Origin of the sequence: Mesorhizobium sp. LSJC285A00, from assembly GCF_000503155.1 — a bacterium.
Lineage (GTDB): Bacteria > Pseudomonadota > Alphaproteobacteria > Rhizobiales > Rhizobiaceae > Mesorhizobium.
On record NZ_AYVK01000064.1, the window covers coordinates 1 to 17975 of the forward strand.

Here is a 17975-nt window from a genome sequence, read left to right on the forward strand (position 1 = left end):
GTGTGGTCAGCGCGGCGACGGACTCGCCCTCGCCGATGCCGCTTTGACCGGCCGCGGGACCGGGATCGGTCTCACCGCCTTCGGGCGACAGGCGCTGGGTGAACTTCGTTCCCTCGCCGGCAGCAGCCGGTGCGGGTGCATCGGCCGCGGGCTTGGCCGGCGCCGGCTTTACCAGCGGTTCGATCGAGACCGTCTTGGTGTCGCCGCCGAGGCCCAGCATCGAGCCAAAGGCATCCTTGTTCAGCCAGATGCCATAGCCGCCGCCGGCGACCACCAGAAGCGCGACGACAGCCGCGATCAACCCGCCATAGCTGCGCCTGCGCTCGGCGGGGCGCAGGCGCTGGAACGTGTCCGCCGCCGGCTGCTCGTCATTGGCAAAGACATCGGCGCTATCGTCGTCGGCGTCCAGCTCCGCGGCTTGCTTGTCGATGGTTTCTGCACGCCCTGCAGGCGGTGTCGGCGCGGGCCTCTGCCAGCTCGGCTCTGTCCTGGCGGTCGGCGCCGGCTGCACGGGTTTCGCCGGCTGCCAGGCCGGCGCAGGCGTGGCGGAAGGCTTTACATGACTGGACTGGTTCTTGTTGCGGTCGATGGAGGAGAAGATGTGCTCCAGCTCCGCCAGCGGATCGGATGCCGGCACCGCCCTGGCATAGTCGCGCTCGACGCTCGAGATGGCATCTTCCAGGGATCGCTTCTGCGTGCTTATGGCTTCGGCGGCCAGCGGCGGCGAATACTCCGCAAGCTTCTTCGCCAGCATGGTACGAACGCTTTCATAGATCCGCGTACGCTTTTCGGGCGTTTCGTCGCCGTGCTTGTCGAGCGCCTTTTTCAGAATAGCAACGAAATCTGCCATGCTTCAGTCGACCTGTATTTGTTTCCGCGCCGGCCCCCACAAATCGGCCGCGATGCCCGGAAAGGCTTCAGAAAACTAGTCTTGAAACGGATCGGTCACAAGTATCGTGTCGTCCCGTTCCGGGCTGGTGGAAAGGAGCGCGACGGGTGCGCCGATTAGCTCCTCGATGTAACGGACGTATTTGACGGCCTGCGCCGGAAGGTCGTTCCAGCTGCGCGCGCCGGCGGTGGTGCCTTTCCAGCCTTCGAGCGTCTCGTANGACGGCCTGCGCCGGAAGGTCGTTCCAGCTGCGCGCGCCGGCGGTGGTGCCTTTCCAGCCTTCGAGCGTCTCGTAGACCGGCTCGACACGCGCCTGCGCGCCCTGGCTGGCCGGCAGATAGTCGATCGTTTCGCCGTCGAGACGGTAGCCGGTGCAGACCTTGATCTCATCCAGCCCGTCGAGCACGTCGAGCTTGGTCAGCGCGATGCCCTTGATACCGTTTACGGCGACGGCCTGGCGCACCAGCACGGCGTCGAACCAGCCGCAACGGCGCTTGCGCCCGGTGACGACGCCGAATTCGTGGCCACGCGTACCGAGAAATTCGCCGATCTCGTTCTTCTGCTCGGTCGGGAACGGGCCTTCGCCGACACGCGTCGTATAGGCCTTGGTGATGCCCAGGACATAGCCGATGGCGCCGGGGCCCACCCCCGAGCCGGCGGCTGCCTGGCCGGCAACGGTGTTGGACGAGGTGACGAACGGATATGTGCCGTGGTCGATGTCGAGCAGCGTGCCTTGCGCGCCCTCGAACAGGATGCGTTCGCCGGCGCGGCGCTTGTCGTCGAGGATTTTCCAGACGCGGTCCATATAGGGCAGGATCTCATCGGCGACCGAGGTCAGCTCGGTCATGATCGCCTCATGCGTGACTTCGCCATGGCCAAGCCCGCGACGCAGCGCATTGTGATGCGTCAGCAGCCTGTCGACCTTGAGGGGCAGCGTTTCCAAATCCGCCAGATCCATCACCCGAACCGCGCGCCGGCCCACCTTGTCCTCATAGGCGGGGCCGATGCCACGACGCGTCGTGCCAATTTTCGTCCCGGAATTGGAGGCGGCGTCCTCGCGGAATCCGTCCAGCTCCCGGTGCAGCGACAGGATAAGCGCGGTGTTTTCGGCTATTTTCAGGCGGTCCGGCGTGACCTCGACGCCTTGCGCCTTGAGTTTTGCCACTTCCGCGACAAAGGCGTGCGGGTCGAAGACGACGCCATTGCCGATGATCGACAGCTTGCCTTGCCGCACCACGCCCGACGGCAGCAGCGACAGTTTGTAGACCTTGCCGTCGACGACCAGCGTATGGCCGGCATTGTGGCCGCCCTGGAAGCGCACGACCACGTCGGCGCGCTCCGACAACCAGTCGACGATCTTGCCCTTGCCTTCGTCGCCCCATTGCGAGCCGACGACCACCACATTGGCCATGTTTCTTTTCCCTTGAGATGCCGCCCTGGCGGCCTGGATATGGTTCGAAACGACAGGCCTCTATAGCGTCAAGACCTCGCAAGCGCGACCTTTCTTTGCCGCCGAAAATGCCCTGAGGCACAACAATTTTCGGCTTTGACATCATTTACTTGCGTCGGCGGGGGCAATAGGCCGGCAAACACAACTCCCCAAGCGGCCGGAATCCCGCAATGCATCGACGCGCCTACCTGTTCCTGCTGCTGACCACCTTGTTGTGGGGCGGCAATTCCGTCGCCGGCAAGCTGGCGGTCGATCACGTCTCGCCGATGACGCTGGTCTTCCTGCGCTGGGTGCTGGCCGTTGCGATCCTGCTGCCGATCGGCTGGCGCACGATCAGGGAGGACTGGCCGGTGGTGCGCAAACACTGGTTCGTGCTGGCTGCACTTGGCGCCAGCGGCTTCACTCTGTTCAACACCATTTTCTACACCGCGCTCAACTACACGACCGCGATCAATGTCTCGATCGAACAGGCGGCGATGCCGGTCTTGATCATCGTTGCCAATTTCTTCTTCTTCCGCCTGCGCGTGAGCTGGGCTCAGATTGCGGGCGTGGTGCTGACCATCTTCGGTGTCATCTTGACTGCCTGCCACGGCGATCCGCGCCGGCTGCTCACATTGGAACTCAATTTCGGCGACGCCATCATGCTGGTCGCGGTCGTCCTCTACAGCGGTTATTCGGTCGGGCTGCGGCTGAAGCCGGTCATGCGCTGGCAGACCCTGATGTTGTCCCTGGCGATCGCTGCCCTCATCACCTCGCTGCCGTTCTTCCTGTGGGAGGTCGCCGCAGGCAAGGTTATCGTCCCCGATATCAGCGGCTGGGTGGTCATCGTCTATACCGCGATCGGCGCTTCGGTCATTTCGCAGATCACTTACATCAGGGGCAACGAACTGATCGGCGCCAACCGTGCCGGGCTGTTCATCAATCTGGTGCCGATCTTCGGCACGCTGCTGTCAGTGCTGATCGTCGGCGAGACATTCCAGCTCTACCAGGCGCTGGCGCTCGTCCTGGTGCTGGGCGGCATTTCGCTCGCCGAATACAGCGGGCGCAAGATGGCGGCACCGAACCGCCGCGGATAACATTTGGCTGCTGCCGCGCTGCGCCGCCGTCGCGATAACTGCTGCCGCGCGCCGACCTGGAACATTTTACCTCTGGCGGAGTTTGCTTGCGTGGGAGGCAACAAGATGAGCCATAACCCTCGCAGCACGGCAAGCATTGCCGGTCACCCCATTCATCCAATGCTGATTCCGTTTCCGATCGCCTTCTTTGTCGGCACCTTCGTTTGCGATCTGATTTTCTGGCAAACAGCCGATCCCGGGTGGGTCACCGGATCGCTTTGGCTTCTCGGCGCCGGCCTGATCATGGGCGCCTTGGCCGCTCTTACCGGCCTGACGGACGTTCTCGGCGATGTTCAGATCCGCAATCTCACGACGGCATGGCTCCATGCCGGCGGCAACGTGCTCGTCGTGCTGATCGAGCTTTATAACTGGTACTCGCGTTATGTCGGTGGAGCGGCGGCTGTGATCCCGACCGGCTTTATCTTATCGCTGATCGTGGTTCTGATCCTGCTGTTTACAGGGTGGAAGGGCTGGGAACTGGTCTATCGGCATCGCGTGGGCGTCTCCGACGGCTCAGACGAATTGACCTGAACCGGCCTCTGCGACGGCCGCCCAATGATGGGGGGGAGGACCGCCGCATCCGTTCGCCGTCAACTACATTGCGTTGACGTCGAACTGCAGCCGCTTGGCCGAGTCGATGGACTTGTGCGCCTTGACCTGTTCCAGCACTTTCTCCGGGAACGGCGCGTCGAGATAGAGCAGCGCGATCGCGTCGCCGCCCGGCCGGTTGCGGCCGAGCTGGAAGTTGGCGATGTTGACGCCGTTCTCGCCGCACACCGTGCCGAGCAGGCCGATAATGCCGGGCGCATCGGCATTGGTTGTGTAGAGCATGTGCTGGCCGACCTCGGCGTCGAGATTGATGCCCTTGATCTGGATGAAGCGCGGCTTGCCGTCGGAGAAGCAGGTGCCGGCGATCGAGCGCGTCATGTGCTCGGTCTTCACCGTCAGCTTGATGTAGCCGTCGAACACGCCCGACTTGTCGCGCTTGACCTCGGCGACGATGATGCCGCGCTCCTTCACCATGATCGGCGCCGACACCATATTGACGTCGGCGACCTGCGGCCGGATCAGTCCGGCAAGCGTGGCACTGATCAAGGCACGCGTGTTCATCGTCGCGGTCGAGCCGTCGAACAGGATCTCGACCTCGTTGATCGGGTCCTCGGTGACCTGGCCGACAAAGGCGCCGAGCACTTCGGCGAGCTTGACGAACGGCTTTAGCCGCGGTGCTTCCTCGGCCGTGATCGAGGGCATGTTGATGGCATTCGAAACCGCACCCTTGATCAGATAGTCGGCCATCTGCTCGGCCACCTGGAGCGCGACATTTTCCTGCGCTTCCGCTGTCGAGGCGCCGAGATGCGGCGTTGCCACCACATTCTCCATGCCGAACAGCGCGTTGTTTTCCGCCGGTTCGACCTCGAACACATCGACGCCGGCGCCCGCCACCTTGCCGCTCTTCAGCGCCGCGACCAGGTCGGCTTCGACGATGAGCCCGCCACGCGCGCAATTGATGATGCGCACGCCGTTCTTCATTTTGGCGATCGCCGCCGCGTCGATGATGTTGCGCGTCTTGTCGGTCAGCGGCGTGTGCAGCGTGATGAAATCGGCGCGGGCGAAAAGCTCGTCCAGCTCGACCTTGTCGACGCCGAGTTCCTCGGCGCGCTTGTCCGACAGGAACGGATCGAAGGCGACGACATGCATCTTCAGGCCGACGCCGCGCGTGGCAACGATCGAGCCGATATTGCCGCAGCCGATGACGCCCAGCGTCTTGCCGGTGATCTCGACGCCCATGAAGCGGTTCTTTTCCCATTTGCCGGCATGGGTCGAGGCATTGGCCTCCGGGATCTGCCGGGCGAGTGCAAAGATCATCGCCACCGCATGTTCGGCCGTGGTGATCGAATTGCCGAAGGGCGTGTTCATCACGATGATGCCCTTGCGGCTCGCCGCGGGGATGTCGACATTGTCGACACCGATGCCGGCGCGGCCGACGACCTTGAGTCTTGTCGCTGCGTTGATCAGTTTTTCCGTGACCTTGGTCGCCGAGCGGATGGCAAGGCCATCATACTGGCCGATGACTTCGAGCAGCTTTTCCTTGTCCTTGCCGAGATCGGGCAAATAGTCGACCTCGATACCGCGGTCCTTGAATATCTGGACGGCGGTGGTGGAGAGTTTGTCAGAGACGAGAACGCGGGGCGCCATGGCGGCCTCCTTGAACTGGATTGTCGGGAAAGGGCGGCCCGCAGGCCACCACGAAATCTCAGGCTGCGGCCTTCAGCGAAGCCTTCTGCGTGGCGAAGGCCCAGTCGAGCCAAGGCAGCAGCGCTTCGAGATCGGAGGTCTCGACGGTGGCGCCGCACCAGATGCGCAGACCGGGAGGTGCGTCACGATAGGAGCCGATGTCGTACGCGACGCCTTCCTTGTCGAGCACAGAGACGATCGCCTTGGCGAAAGCCGCCTGCCCGTTGGCGTCGAGCGCCGCGACATCGGCGTCGGTGAAGGACAGACATACGGACGTGTTGGACCGTGTCGCCGCATCGACCGCGAGATGGCCGAGCCAGGACGACTTGTCGACAAACCCATCGAGCACGGCGGCATTGGCATCGGCTCTGGCAATCAACGCATCGAGACCGCCGATCGACTTCGCCCAATGAAGCGCATCGAGATAGTCCTCGACGCACAGCATCGACGGCGTGTTGATGGTCTCGCCCTTGAAGATGCCTTCGATCAGCTTGCCGCCCGAGGTCAGGCGGAAGATTTTCGGCAGCGGCCACGCCGGCTTGTAGGTTTCCAGTCGCTCGACGGCGCGAGGCGACAGGATCAGCATGCCGTGTGCGCCCTCGCCGCCCAGCACTTTCTGCCAGGAGAAGGTGACGACGTCGAGCTTCTGGAAATCGAGCTTTTGCGCGAATGCCGCTGAGGTGGCATCGCAGATGGTCAGGCCCTTGCGATCCGCCGGTATGAAATCGCCATTCGGCACGCGCACGCCTGAGGTCGTGCCGTTCCAGGTGAAGACCACATCGCGGTCGAAATCGATCTTGGTGAGATCCGGCAGTTCGCCATAGCCTGCCTCGACCTTTCTGATATCGGCGAGCTTCAGCTGCTTGACGACATCGGTCACCCAGCCCGAGCCAAAGCTTTCCCATGCCACCATGTCGACACCGCGTTCACCGAGCAGCGACCACAGCGCCATCTCGACAGCACCCGTGTCCGACGCCGGCACGATGCCGATACGGTAATCGGCCGGAACCTGGAGAATCTCGCGCGTCAACTCGATGGCCTGTTCGAGCTTGGTCTTGCCGATCTTGGCGCGGTGCGAACGGCCGAGCGCAGCATTGTTCAGCGCCTCGACCGACCAGCCGGGGCGTTTTGCGCAGGGACCTGAGGAGAAATTGGGGTTTGCCGGACGGAGTCCGGGCTTCGTATGCGTCGTCATCGTGGTCTATCCTTCCAGATAGTGGCCCCTCGTTGGGGAGGGGTGGCCCACGGACGGCGATATGCGTTCAGCCCTCAGGCGTCAAGAGGAAAGTTTTTGTCGCTGACAAGATAGAAGCAGTCCGGGATCAGGATTTCGTGAGCCCAAACGCAAACGGCGGATCGAAGAGATCCGCCGTCGGGTTTCGTATCTGCAGCCAGCCTACCAGAGGTCGTAGCGCAGCCCGAGCTTGACCGTCTGATAATTGATGCCCTTGTGGATGTTGAAGGCGCCGCTGTCATAAGCGACGTATTTGGCGCCCGGCACCGAGAAATATTCGTAGCCAAGGTCAACCGACACGTTCTTGGCCACCTGATAGGAAAGACCGCCGCCGATCGAATAGGCAAGGTTGAATTTGCCCTCCTTATCCGTTGCACCCTCGTAACCGGCCGGATCATCACAAGAGAACCCGCCCGTGCCGGACGAATTGGGGGCCACTTCCACGCAATCCTTCGCCCCAATGCTTCTGTAATATTTATTGTATGCGACACCGACCCCTCCGCCAAGATATGGAGTGATTCCAACATAGGTGCCGAGATCCACATAGCCATTGGCCATGATGCTGTAGCCTTTGTTGGAAGCATTGTCGGAAAGATCGCATGCCTGGGTAGCCGCGACGGAATTGATGGTGCCAAAACCGTCGTCCACAAGCGTATGGCCGTCGCAAGTGGCTGCTAACTTGGCGTGTTCCCCGAATTTGTCGGTCGGAAGAATCCCGCCGTTCAGCTCGACCCGAAGATAGTCGTTGACATGATACCCCATACCGAAACTGCCTGTGAAAAGGCTGCTCTCATCGGTAAAGCTGTTAAGCGGGCCGGTTGTCGCTTCCTCATGCTCGAAGGGATGGCTGAACGCGTAGCCGACATCCCCCCGCAGATACCAGCCCGAGCCGACCTCGACCGCTTGATAGTCCGGCGCCTGATCGACATAGATCGGCGGGTCGTAGTCCGCGGCTTGCGCCGGCGTCAGCAGCGCTAGCGCGAGTGCGGCAAGTGCCGGCGCTGTCAGCAATTTGAAATTCATGGGTCCCCGGCTCCTGAAATTGGCGCTCTTCATTTTGATCGCAAGCGCCGTTTCAGTGGGCATTGTTAACCATAGTGGTTAAGTGCGGGTTAAGGATAACGCGACGTTACCGATTTGATTTCGATAGGCTTTCTCCTCCGCACGCCGCGGCCTGGAAGTGCACCGCAATCGGCAAACAAAAACCGCCCGGCATGGCCGGGCGGTTCGCAAATTCCTGGATTTCGAAGCGACTACTTGGTGTAGACCGGCTCCGGTTCGGGAACGTAGGGCTCCGGCGGCGGGGCGCAGTCCGACCGGCCGAACTGGTAGCGCAGGCCGCCGCGCACTTCGTGCACGTTGATGCCGCGATCGAAGCCCGGGCCGACATCGCTGTCGGAGGCGTAGTTGAACATCTTGCCACCATTGATGTGGCTGTAGCGATAGCCGAGATCGAGCTTGACCCGGTCGGTCAGGCAGTAGGAGGCGCCGGCCATGAGGGCATAGGCAAAGCGCCAGCCCTTGCCGCCGCTGTGCTCGAAGGAGCCATCGAGATCGGTATTGTGCAGCGTATCCCACTTGACCCAGGCACCACCGATGCCGGCGCCGACATAGGGCGTCACGCCGTGCCAGGTGCCGATATCGACATAGGCATTGGCCAGGAGCAGCATCGCCGAATAGGACGATGTGTCGACGGAGGTACAAGCTATGCCGCCGCCGCAGAAACCATTGGTCGAGCCGCGGAAATTGGACTTGCCCATCCAGTCGAAGGTCAGATCGGTGCGGAAGTACCGGTTGACCTGGTAACCGACACCGGCGCCGGCCGAAAAGGAACTCTTCAACTTCCCGGAGGCGAACGAACCGGGGAGTTGGGGCGGTGCCGGGCTGTAGGTGGTGTAGTCACCACCGCGGAACTTCGACCAGTGATAGTCGATATCGCCGCGGATGTACCAGCCGCCGAAATCGGCCGGCTGCTCGTAGGCGATCGGCGCCGGCGCCTCTTCGACCACTGGCGGCTCCGCCAGATCGGCGGCGAATACTGGCCCGGCCACGCCTGCGAACAGCGCGGCAAGGAAAGCCATTTTTGCTGCATTGAACATGTTTGTCACCCCTGAGAACCCGTCGGAACTTTGAATCCGCTCGAATGTGTTTGACCTCAGTTGTGGATAATGGATTGCAAAAGTTAAAACGCGTTTAACCCTGTCGATTAACCACGAATTCTCGACATTTTAGCGAACGGCCTCCGCCGGCATGACGCTGGGACCAACCCTGGCCGAAACAAAAAGCCCGCCTGCAGGCGGGCTTGAAGTCTTGAGCCGGCAGTTCGCCCCTGCCGTTGGACGCAGCGCAATCAGGCGGCGCTGCGCGTTTCCGAAATAATGTCGACGATGTCGTTGACCACGGCCTCGACCAGCTGTGGGTCGTCGCCCTCGGCCATGACGCGGATCAGCGGCTCGGTGCCGGAGGGCCGTATGACCAGGCGGCCGGCCTTGCCGAGACGGTTGCGCGCGTCTTCGATCACCGCCTTGACCGTGGCTTCCTCAAGCGGCTTGCCGCCGGCGATGCGGACATTCTTCAACAGCTGCGGCACCGGCTCGAATTTCTTCGACAATTCGCTGACCGGCCGGTTCTGCCGCTTGATGCAGGCCAGCACCTGCAGAGCCGAGACCAGCCCGTCGCCAGTGGTCGAGAAATCGGACAGCACAATGTGGCCCGACTGCTCGCCGCCGACATTCAACCCGTGCGCGCGCATATGTTCCACGACATAGCGGTCGCCGACCTTCGTGCGATGCAGCTGCAGCTTCATGTCGCCAAGGAAGCGTTCGAGGCCGAGATTGGACATCACCGTCGAGACGACGCCGCCGCCGGCCAGTCGCCCGCTCTGGTGCCAGGACTCGGCGATCAGCGCCATGATCTGGTCACCGTCGACGATGGTGCCGTTCTCGTCGACGATGACGACACGGTCGGCATCGCCGTCGAGTGCGATGCCGATATCGGCGCGCACTTCATGCACCTTCTTCTGCAGGCCGGCCGGATGGGTCGAGCCGCATTCCTTGTTGATGTTGAAACCGTTCGGATCGACATTGATGGCAATGACCTCGGCGCCCAGTTCCCAAAGTGCTGCTGGCGCCACCTTGTAGGCCGCGCCGTTGGCGCAATCGACGACGATCCTGAGACCCGACAGCGACATTGAGCGCGGCAGCGTGCGCTTGGCGAATTCGATGTAGCGGTCATGCACGCCGTCGACGCGCTTGGCGCGACCAAGTCCGTCGGAATCGGCGAGCGCCAGTTCGATATCCTTGTCGAGCATGCTCTCGATGCGCTCCTCGATCTCGTCGGAGAGCTTGTAGCCGTCGGGACCGAACAGCTTGATGCCGTTGTCGTAATAGGGATTGTGCGAGGCCGAGATCATGACGCCGATATCGGCGCGCAGCGAGCGTACCAGCATGGCGACCGCCGGTGTCGGGATCGGGCCGAGCAGGAACACATCCATGCCGGCCGCGCACAGGCCGGACACCATGGCGTTTTCGATCATGTAGCCGGACAGCCTGGTGTCCTTGCCGAGCACGACGCGGTGGCGATGGCTGCCGCGCTGGAACGACAGGCCGGCGGCCATGCCGACCCGCATCGCGATCTCAGCCGTCATCGGAAACTTGTTGGCGCGCCCGCGAATGCCGTCGGTGCCAAAATAACGTCCTGCCATGCTTGCCAGAATCCCCGTCGGTTTTCAGCCGGCTCGTAATGCCACAATTGGTCCGAGCCCGACTATCACATTGTGTGATTGTATATTACCAATTCTTAGAAAATCATTGTAGCAGGCTGTTCGGAGCGTTGGCAGCGTATCATGACACGGTGTTGCCGCAATATAGCATTCACACTGGGCCACACTGCGCAGATTGGGCCGGTAAGCCGGACTGTTGGAGGGGCAGATCGCAAGGGTCCATCACCTTATCGGGAGAACGCCGTTTAGCATCTGGCGCAGCCTAGCGTTGAGAGCTATTGATGACACAGGTACAACCTATGGGCGCAGCAACGGGAGAACGCCATGCTCATCCACCGACTTGCAACTTTGACGGGTCTTGCCGTCGCAACCTTGTTCATGGCGGCGCCCGCCAGCGCGCTGACCATGGCCCAGTGTAGTACCAAGTATAATGCCGCCAAGGACGCCGGCACGCTGAACGGGCAGACCTGGAATCAGTATCGGAAGGCCGAGTGCGGCACCGACGCGGCGGCCACCACCGAGACCGCAAAGCCGGCGGCCAAGAAGGCCGCTGCGGCCAAGATGGACACGACCAAGGCCGCCGCCGCTGCTGATGACGGCGCCAAGGCTCTGACGGCCAAGGAATGCAGCGCTAAATACCAGGCTGCCAAGGCCGCCGGTACGCTCAATGGCGCAAAGTGGAACGACTTCCGCAAGACCGAATGCGCCGCCGGGGCCTCGGCCGCGGCAGCACCCGCCAAGGCAACCACCAAGGCAGCTGCCGACAGCAGCGGCAAGGGCCTGAGCATGGCCGATTGCAGCGCCAAGTACCAGGCTGCCAAGTCTGCCAATACTCTGGGCGGCAAGAAGTGGAACGACTTCCGCAAGGCCGAATGCGGCGCAGGCGCAGATGACGACGACACCGTGCCCGCTCCGAGCGAGGCGACCTATACCAGCGAGCCCGAGAAGCCCTCGGTCACCGCTCCCAAGGGCGTGAAGTTCCCGGCCGCGATCTCGAAGAAATACGCCGGCGAGACGCCGGCCAAGGGCCGCATGCACACCTGCCTCGAGCTCTACTACGCCAACAAGGATGCCAACACGCTGAATGGCCTGCGCTGGATCCAGAAGGGCGGCGGCTTCTACAGCCTCTGCAATGCCAAGCTGAAGAGCTGATCGCGTAGCCATATTCTCCAGACAAAGGCCCGCGCATCGCAGCATGCGCGGGCCTTTTTATTGCGCTCGAACACACCCGGCGTTGATCGACGTCTACATATCGCGGAAGCTGTCGGCATCATCTATTCGCCCACACTGCCCACCCCAGACATATCGGTGGTTCGCAAAGATTCCAATTGAACATATGCAGAACAAATGGTATACAAAAAGACATCGAACTTTTGTCAACCAGGAGGGTCTTATGTCCAGATTGAAATTGGCGGCATTGGCTGTGACGGCATGGATTGCGTGGAGCGTCACCCCTGCAAGCGCACTGACAATGAAGGAATGCGGCGAGGCCTATCGCACAGCCAAGGAAGGCGGCACTCTGAACGGCATGGATTGGACCGCTTTCCGCACCGAGAAGTGTGCGACGTCAGCTGCGGAGAGTGCCAATGCGGATGCGGTCAAAACCGAGCCGCAGCCGCAGAAGGAAACCAGCGCGGCGGTCGCCCCCGCTGTAGCGCCGACGGGCGTGACATTCCCGACCACCCTCGCCGCCGAATTCAAGACCGAGAAGCCCTCGAAGGCGCGGATGAAGACCTGCCTGCAGGGCTACCACGGCAACAAGGACGCGGGTACGTTGAACGGCCTTCGCTGGATCCAGAAGGGCGGCGGCTATTACAGCCTCTGCAACGCCAAGCTGAAGAGCTGATCGACCAGCAGCGTTTGAAGATCGAAGGCCCTCAACCGCAAGGTTGGCGGGCCTTCTCTTGGGTCTTGCCCCGTCAAGCGCCTTGTTTCGAGAGCTGGAGCAGTGCGACCAGGCTTGTAAGATCGGCATTGGCCTGGCCGGCAGCCACCCCGCGCTTCATCAGGCTTTGCATCGGCAAGACGAGTTCGGTGCTGACATCAGCCGACCTGCTGGCATCGATGAGATTGACGTAGGCATCAGCCTGCATGCCCAGGTTGGAAACGACATTGCTGGTGTGATCGCCACTGTCGATCTGTTCCGCCCACTTCGGCAGCAGGCCTTGCATCGACTGAAGCCAGGAGGCCAGCAGCGGCATGAACTCGCCGGCCGGGATCCCTGCTGCGCCCGTCAATGCCAACGCCTGCAGAACGCCCGCGAACATGCCGTACATGCCGCTCAGAAGCGAGATATCATAGAGCGGCGCGAGGCAAGCATCCTCACCGAGGAATTTGCTGGTGCCGAGCGCTCCGAGCTGCCCCGAACAGGCATCGAACGCCTGGCGCGAACCGCTGTAGAGAATCAAGGCGTGCGGCCCGCCGATCATCGGCGGCACCGCCATGATGCCGCCGTCGATGTAGCTGGCGCCCTGGCTCACCGCCCAGGCCGACATCGCCCGCGCCTGCTCGGGCGTGCCGTTGGTGAGATTGACGAATGTGCGGCCCGACAGCGCGTCTCGGCTTGGGCCGAGCACCTCACGAACGGTGTCATAGACAAGCAGGCACGCCACGATCAGTGGACTCGATCTGACGGCTTCCTCGACACTCTTGGCCACAGTGGCGCCCTTGGCTGCCAAAGCCTCAGCCTTTGCCGGAGAACGGTTCCACACCGTCACCGCATGTCCCTGGTTCAGAAAGGCTTCGGCAAGCGCCGTGCCCATGGCGCCGAGACCGATCACTGTTATGTCGCTCATTCTGCTTCTCCTTGGTTTGGTTGCGCGGTTACGCCGGTGTCGGGCTCAGGTCCTGGCCAAGGCCACCGTCCACGGTCAGCCGCGCGCCCGTGGTGAAGGTCGCGTCGAACGCCAGGAACAGCACTGCGCGCGCCACCTCCTCCATCGTGCCGTGGCGCTTCATCGGCGTGACCGCGTCGCCGATCGCCATGAAGGCGGCCCGCTCCTCGGCCGAGGCGTCGGCCACACCCATCGTCGGCGTATCGATGAAACCAGGGCTGACCACATTCACGCGGATGCGGCGCGGCAGAAGCTCGGCGGCCAGGACCTTGGCGAAGGCGCGCAGTGCCGCCTTCGATCCGGAATAGACGCTCATGCCGCCGGTGCCGGATTCGTCGGCGATCGACGAGGTGAAGACTATGGCGCCACCATCCCTGATGAGGGGCAGCAGGCGCTGCGCGGTGAAGAAAGCGCCTTTGGTGTTGATGTCGAAGGTGCGATCGTAACTGTCCTCGGTGACCCGCTCCACGGGTTCGAGATTGGCCACCCCGGCATTGACGTGAAGGAAGTCGATGTGGCCAAGCTTCTGCCCCACTTCGGCACCGAGCGTGACGATATCGGCCATGTCTGAGATATCGGACCGCACGACATGAGCTCGCGAAAGCAGCTTGGCTCGCGCGGCCTCGATGTTGCGCTGGTCGCGGCCGGTGACCAGGACCTCGGCGCCGCTTTCGATCAGGGCTTCGGCAACGGCGAGCCCCATGCCGTGCGTCCCGCCGATGACAACGGCCTTCTTGTTTGCGTATCGTGTCATGATCCATCCCTTTTTGACAAAATCCGGCCGCCGACGGCCTTTGCAGGTCGAAGCGGGGTACCGATATGATGTTGTGGTGTTCGCCGATGCCGGCGAGCTGGTTTGAAGCTATGGACCGGCTTGGTTTTTCTCAAGTACCGACAAAAATGTAAGCTACCCACCGATTGCTCAGAATTGGATGAAACATGGGAAAGAAACAGCCAGATAGTTGCGGATTGGGGCCGGCGCTGGAGGTCATCAGCGGCAAATGGAAGGCGCTACTGCTCTGGCAGATTCACAAGGCGCCGGCACGATTCGGTGAGCTGAAGCGGCTGGTGCCTGACATCAGCGAAAAGATGCTGATCCAACAGCTGCGCGAAATGGAGGCCGACGGCATCGTCCATCGCGAAATCTTTCCCGAGGTGCCGCCGAGGGTCGAATACTCGATTACCGAATTCGGCATCGAGCTGGACAATGCCCTGATCCCGCTGGCCAGATGGGGCAAGCAACATGCTGGCCGGACTGACGGTGTGCGCCCCGGCAAAGCAAATGCATCCGTCCCGCATGCTCTTTGAGAGACCCTGAATAGCAAAACGCCGCGGATTGAGCCGCGGCGTTTTCTTGCATCAAGTGATGTCAGCTCAGCTCGATGGCTGAGGCTCCATGCCGCCTTCGGGCTCGGGACCCTTCTTGCGGCGGCCGGACTTCGGCACAGCCGAGCCGCGGCTTGTGGGGGTGTCATCCCCCAAATCTCGCGCGGGCTTCTGCCCGGCGATCAGCTGCTTGATCTCTTCGCCCGAAAGCGTCTCGTATTCGAGCAAGCCCTGCGCCAGAGCGATCCATTCCTTCTTCTTCTTGGTCAGAATGGATTTGGCCGTGACATAGGCCTCGTCGATCAGGCGGCGTACTTCGGCGTCGATGATCTGCGCAGTCTCTTCCGAGACGTTCTGCGTGCGCGCCACAGAATGGCCGAGGAAAACCTCTTCCTGGTTGTCGCCATAGGCGACGTGGCCGAGCTTGTCGGAGAAGCCCCAGCGCGTGACCATGGCGCGCGCCAGCTTTGTCGCCTGCTCGATGTCCGAGGACGCGCCGGAGGTGATGTTCTCCTTGCCGAACTTGAACTCCTCTGCGACGCGGCCGCCCATCATGATGGCAAGCCGCGAGATCATGTATTTGTAGCTCATCGAATAGCGGTCGCCTTCCGGCAGTTGCATGACCATGCCGAGCGCGCGACCGCGCGGGATGATGGTCGCCTTGTGCAGCGGATCGGCCGACGGCACGTTGAGCGCCAGGATGGCGTGGCCGGCCTCGTGATAGGCCGTGAGTTCCTTTTCGGCCTGGGTCATGGCCGACGAGCGGCGCTCGGCGCCCATCATGATCTTGTCCTTGGCGTCCTCGAACTCGGCCATGGTGACAAGGCGCTTGTTGCGGCGCGCCGCCATCAGAGCGGATTCATTGACAAGGTTCATCAGGTCGGCGCCCGAGAAGCCCGGCGTGCCGCGTGCGATCACCTTGAGGTCGACATTCGGTGCCAGCGGCACGTTGCGCACATGCACCTTGAGGATCTTCTCGCGGCCGACGATGTCGGGGTTCGGCACCACCACCTGGCGGTCGAAGCGACCCGGACGCAGCAGCGCCGGATCGAGCACGTCGGGCCGGTTGGTGGCGGCGATCAGGATGATGCTCTCGTTGGACTCGAAGCCGTCCATCTCGACCAGCAGCTGGTTCAGCGTCTGTTCGCGCTCATCATTGCCACCGCCGAGGCCGGCGCCGCGATGGCGGCCGACAGCGTCAATTTCGTCGATGAAGATGATGCAGGGAGCATTCTTCTTGGCCTGGTCGAACATGTCGCGGACACGGCTTGCGCCGACGCCGACGAACATCTCGACGAAGTCGGAACCCGAAATGGTGAAGAACGGCACATTCGCTTCGCCGGCGACGGAGCGGGCGAGCAGCGTCTTGCCGGTGCCGGGAGGTCCGACCAGAAGCACGCCGCGCGGGATCTTGCCGCCGAGGCGCTGGAACTTCTGCGGATCGCGCAGGAACTCGACGATCTCTTCCAGATCTTCCTTGGCCTCGTCGACGCCGGCGACATCCTGGAAGGTGACGCGGCCATGCGCCTCAGTGAGAAGCTTGGCCTTCGACTTGCCGAAACCCATGGCGCGGCCGGAGCCGGACTGCATCTGGCGCATGAAGAATATCCATACGCCAAGGATCAGGATCATCGGCAGGTAGGAGATCAGATAGCTGAACAGCGAGTTGGAACCGTCCGACTCAGGCCGCGCATTGATGGTGACGTTCTTGTCCTGCAGCCGCGAGACCAGCTGCGGATCGCCAGGCGAATAGGTCTGGAAGCCATTGGCGTTGTCGGCGTAGGTGCCCGTGATGCGGGCGCCGGCGATGACCACCGTCTTGACCCGGCCGGCCGCGACCTCTTGCAGGAACTGCGAATAGGGAACGTCGGTCGAGGCCCCGCGAGTCTGCGGCGTCTGGAACAGATTGAAGAGAGCAATGAGCAGGACCGCTATGATCGCCCAGAGCGCGAGATTGCGATAATTCGGATTCATCAATTGTCCCGTTGGTGCCCGCTGGGACACGCGTCATGAGAGGAAACTTGCGCCTAACATAGGGAGAGCGCCCCCCCTTGCCAAGCATAACAGCACGTCTGGGTTAAGCTTTCGCGCCATGATCAACCGGCACTGTGGCGGCCAAAGGGCAAGCCGGAACAGGCGGTGCGCCGATCAACTCGGCGACGGCCTGCGCCAACACCAGATCGAAGCACGGCAGGAAACGGGCAAAGGGGGCAGCGGCGGGGCTGACCGCGATTGCCGCCGCCGCCGCTACATCCCCTGCAAAACCACGGCATTCGCCGCCGCGCCACAGCGCCGGTTCCGCAGCCAGGGCGGCGCGCACAAGGCTTGGCGGCGCGCCATCCCCGGCAATCGGCGTTTTGGCGGCGGCAGCGGCGCCAAGCGGCGCGATCAACCATGCACCCGGACTGTCGTCCAATGTGATCGCCCCGGCTTCGATGTGTGGCGTGATCCGCCGGCGACCGTCCCAAAGCAGAGTGCCAGCTACCGGCGCGGAACGCGGCAGGTCGCGCGATTCACGGCGCAGGAAGATGCCGTTTCGCCTGATATCGACGACCGCCCGCGACAATGTGGCGCAAAGCCGACCGGCCCGCATTTGCTCGAACAGCGCTTCGCTGCGCGCCTGGTCCGGCAACAAGGCGGTGCCGCCCGTCACCGCCAGCAGAACACGCAGCGCATAGACCGCGGCTTGCGTGTCATCCGCTTCCGCCAAACCGAGATCGAGACGGATGAGACCCCTCGCCGGCCGGCTGGCAAATTCACCAATCAGGGCGGCAGCACGGCGACCGAGTTCCTCGCGATCGCCGGCAGCCCGCCCAGCCAGGCCGATTGCCTCGGCAAAACGCTGCCCGCTCCGGTCTTCGCCGAGCACGGCCCGGATGCGCGGGCGTTCGAAATTCGTGTCGATGTTGGTCGGATCCTCCGCCCAGCCGACATGTTCGCGCTGCAGGAAGGCGCGCAACGCCGCGCGCCGAGCGCCGAGCAGCGGCCGCGCGATCCAGATCCGCCAGTCATAGAGGGTGGCCGGCGCCATGCCGGCGAGACCTCGGCCTGCAAGCTCTCGCCCGTCATTCCGCGCGGCTCGCATCAGGACGGTCTCGGCCTGGTCGTCGGCGGTGTGGCCGGTCACGATCACACCAATGCCTTGCGCCTGCGCTGCCTCGGCCAGCAACC

At 62.7% G+C, this 17975-nt stretch carries 13 protein-coding genes and 3 pseudogenes; 5 read left to right on the forward strand and 11 right to left on the reverse strand.

The window, feature by feature from the left end; translation table 11 throughout:
* A pseudogene (locus tag X726_RS138715) lies at nucleotides 1-850 on the reverse strand (hypothetical protein); the annotation flags it as partial.
* A 75-nt stretch (nucleotides 851-925) separates the two neighbouring features.
* Nucleotides 926-2300 (reverse strand): annotated as a pseudogene (locus tag X726_RS01565) (adenylosuccinate synthase).
* A 209-nt stretch (nucleotides 2301-2509) separates the two neighbouring features.
* Here X726_RS01565 and X726_RS138710 point away from each other — a divergent pair.
* Both X726_RS138710 and X726_RS138705 read left to right on the forward strand, forming a co-directional pair.
* Nucleotides 2510-3415, forward strand: coding sequence for a DMT family transporter (locus tag X726_RS138710; RefSeq protein ID WP_023673585.1), 906 nt, complete (start codon nucleotides 2510-2512; stop codon nucleotides 3413-3415).
* Nucleotides 3416-3520: 105 nt separating this feature from the next.
* Nucleotides 3521-3985 carry a DUF2231 domain-containing protein gene (locus X726_RS138705; protein WP_023755561.1) on the forward strand — a complete coding sequence of 155 codons (465 nt, stop codon included), beginning with the start codon at nucleotides 3521-3523 and terminating at the stop codon, nucleotides 3983-3985.
* Between the two features lie 63 nt (nucleotides 3986-4048).
* Here X726_RS138705 and serA read toward each other — a convergent pair whose 3' ends face one another.
* From serA to glmM, 5 genes are all read right to left on the reverse strand, one after another.
* Nucleotides 4049-5650: a phosphoglycerate dehydrogenase gene (serA, locus tag X726_RS138700; RefSeq protein WP_023673587.1), complete on the reverse strand. Its 1602-nt coding sequence runs from the start codon at nucleotides 5648-5650 to the stop codon at nucleotides 4049-4051.
* A 58-nt stretch (nucleotides 5651-5708) separates the two neighbouring features.
* On the reverse strand, nucleotides 5709-6884 hold the full coding sequence (locus X726_RS138695) for a phosphoserine transaminase (RefSeq protein WP_023673588.1): 1176 nt from the start codon (nucleotides 6882-6884) through the stop codon (nucleotides 5709-5711).
* A gap of 201 nt (nucleotides 6885-7085) precedes the next feature.
* Complete coding sequence (locus X726_RS138690) at nucleotides 7086-7946, reverse strand: outer membrane beta-barrel protein (protein ID WP_023673589.1); 861 nt, start codon at nucleotides 7944-7946, stop codon at nucleotides 7086-7088.
* 230 nt (nucleotides 7947-8176) lie between these two features.
* On the reverse strand, nucleotides 8177-9022 hold the full coding sequence (locus X726_RS138685; RefSeq protein WP_023673590.1) for an outer membrane protein: 846 nt from the start codon (nucleotides 9020-9022) through the stop codon (nucleotides 8177-8179).
* A 251-nt stretch (nucleotides 9023-9273) separates the two neighbouring features.
* Nucleotides 9274-10626: a phosphoglucosamine mutase gene (gene glmM / locus X726_RS138680; protein WP_023673591.1), complete on the reverse strand. Its 1353-nt coding sequence runs from the start codon at nucleotides 10624-10626 to the stop codon at nucleotides 9274-9276.
* A gap of 342 nt (nucleotides 10627-10968) precedes the next feature.
* Here glmM and X726_RS138675 point away from each other — a divergent pair, with 342 nt between their 5' ends.
* Nucleotides 10969-11796 (forward strand): hypothetical protein, encoded by an 828-nt coding sequence (locus tag X726_RS138675; protein WP_023673592.1) that lies wholly within the window; start codon nucleotides 10969-10971, stop codon nucleotides 11794-11796.
* 241 nt (nucleotides 11797-12037) lie between these two features.
* Nucleotides 12038-12490, forward strand: coding sequence for a hypothetical protein (locus X726_RS0136750; protein WP_023744990.1), 453 nt, complete (start codon nucleotides 12038-12040; stop codon nucleotides 12488-12490).
* Nucleotides 12491-12563: 73 nt separating this feature from the next.
* Here X726_RS0136750 and X726_RS138670 read toward each other — a convergent pair.
* Nucleotides 12564-13448, reverse strand: a pseudogene (locus X726_RS138670) (NAD(P)-binding domain-containing protein); the annotation flags it as partial.
* Between the two features lie 19 nt (nucleotides 13449-13467).
* The gene (locus tag X726_RS138665; RefSeq protein ID WP_023673595.1) at nucleotides 13468-14232 is read right to left on the reverse strand and encodes an SDR family oxidoreductase; all 765 of its coding nucleotides are present in this window, start codon (nucleotides 14230-14232) and stop codon (nucleotides 13468-13470) included.
* A 215-nt stretch (nucleotides 14233-14447) separates the two neighbouring features.
* Between X726_RS138665 and X726_RS138660 the strand changes: the two genes are divergently transcribed.
* Nucleotides 14448-14786: a helix-turn-helix domain-containing protein gene (locus X726_RS138660; protein ID WP_023673597.1), complete on the forward strand. Its 339-nt coding sequence runs from the start codon at nucleotides 14448-14450 to the stop codon at nucleotides 14784-14786.
* Between the two features lie 66 nt (nucleotides 14787-14852).
* Here X726_RS138660 and ftsH read toward each other — a convergent pair whose 3' ends face one another.
* Both ftsH and X726_RS138650 read right to left on the reverse strand, forming a co-directional pair.
* The gene (ftsH, locus tag X726_RS138655) at nucleotides 14853-16778 is read right to left on the reverse strand and encodes an ATP-dependent zinc metalloprotease FtsH (protein WP_023673598.1); all 1926 of its coding nucleotides are present in this window, start codon (nucleotides 16776-16778) and stop codon (nucleotides 14853-14855) included.
* Nucleotides 16779-16881: 103 nt separating this feature from the next.
* Nucleotides 16882-17975, reverse strand: a 1094-nt coding sequence (locus X726_RS138650) for an ATP-binding protein (protein ID WP_023673599.1), incomplete at its 5' end; no start/stop codon positions are given.